Genomic DNA, 1502 nt, shown 5'->3' on the forward strand with positions numbered 1-1502 from the left:
GAGACTGTAATTTAAACTGTGTCAGTAAAGAATAAATTATTAACTTTACTAACACAGTTTTTTTTATGAAAGAAGAATTTGATTTTGAAAGCATTAAGAACAAAGCTTTAGAGCAATTAAAGTCTGGCAAGTCTTTATTAGGTAAAGATGGTGCCTTTGCTCCTTTGTTAGAAAGCATCCTCAATGCTGCCTTAGAAGGCGAGATGGATGTTCACATGGATGCTGATGAGCGTTCCAGTGGTAATCGTCGTAATGGTTATACTCCTAAGCAGGTTCAAACCCCTCTTGGTGAAGTTACGGTTCACACTCCTCGAGATCGTGAATCTACCTTTGAGCCTGAATTTATTAAGAAGCGTGAGCGTATATTGGCTGACGGTGTTGCGGATCGCATCATCGGTTTGTATGCCTTAGGTAATAGCACTCGTGAGATCAGTGATTGGATGGAGGAGAATCTGGGCAATCGTGTTTCTGCGGAAACGATCAGTTCTATAACGGATCGTGTTCTTCCTGAAATACAGGCATGGCGGTCTCGTCCTTTGGAAAATGTGTATGCTATTGTTTGGATGGATGCTATTCATTACAAGGTTATGGATGAAAAGAATCGTCCCGTCACACGAGCTATTTATAATATTATCGGGATTAACTCTGATGGCTATAAAGATCTATTGGGGATGTATATTTCCAAAAGTGAAGGTGCTAATTTTTGGTTATCTTGTCTCTCGGACATCCAATCCCGTGGAGTAAAAGACATTCTTATTGCCTGTACGGATAACCTAACCGGGTTTTCTGATGCTATCAAAAGCGTTTTTCCAGAAACGACAGTCCAAAGTTGTATTGTTCATCAAATACGCAACTCCATCAAGTATGTTGCCAGTAAGAATCAAAAGACCTTTATGAAAGACCTTAAATTGGTTTATCAGGCTGTAAGCAAGGAACAGGCGGAGGTTGAACTGGACAACTTAGAACTTAAATGGGGTGAAGATTATCCTATTGTCATCAAGTCCTGGCGAGATAACTGGGAAAAGCTTTCTGCTTACTTTCAGTACTCTGACGGCATTAGAAAAATGATTTATACTACAAATACAGTAGAGGGTTATCATCGACAAATCAGAAAAGTAACTAAAAACAAGGGAGTTTTTACCAATGACACCGCCTTGGAAAAGTTAGTCTATTTAGCTTATCGAAACATACGCAAGAAATGGACTATGCCTCTGGCTAACTGGGGGAAAACGGCACAGCAACTGGCCATCTTATATCCAGAGAGGTTCAAATTATTTTAGGAGAAGCACTCTATATCCTCTTTATTTAGTAGTTTTGTAAACCAACAAAACGATGGTGATACGTTGTACCATTGAAAACAAAAACGATTAGGGGATCGACCCCTAACCGTTTTTACCAACAAAACTCAGGTTCCTCATTACCCATTGAATGAGACAGGGGAATGAAAAACCTGAAACCTTAAAGTGAAAGCGAAAAGCTGACACAGTTTAATTTACGCTCCC

General features: G+C 39.5%; 1 protein-coding gene. It reads left to right on the forward strand.

Features of this window, described 5'->3' with window-relative positions:
- Positions 1-65 precede the first annotated feature (65 nt).
- Complete coding sequence (locus D0T60_RS18425; RefSeq protein ID WP_163219940.1) at positions 66-1280, forward strand: IS256 family transposase; 1215 nt, start codon at positions 66-68, stop codon at positions 1278-1280.
- The last annotated feature ends 222 nt before the right edge of the window (positions 1281-1502 follow it).

Source organism: Bacteroides sp. 224 (assembly GCF_010500995.1).
Classification (GTDB): Bacteria; Bacteroidota; Bacteroidia; order Bacteroidales; family Bacteroidaceae; genus Bacteroides.

Coding starts and splice junctions, on each gene's coding strand:
- D0T60_RS18425 (WP_163219940.1), top strand. CDS start 66: ATGAAAGAAGAATTTGATTTTGAAAGCATTAAGAACAAAGCTTTAGAG.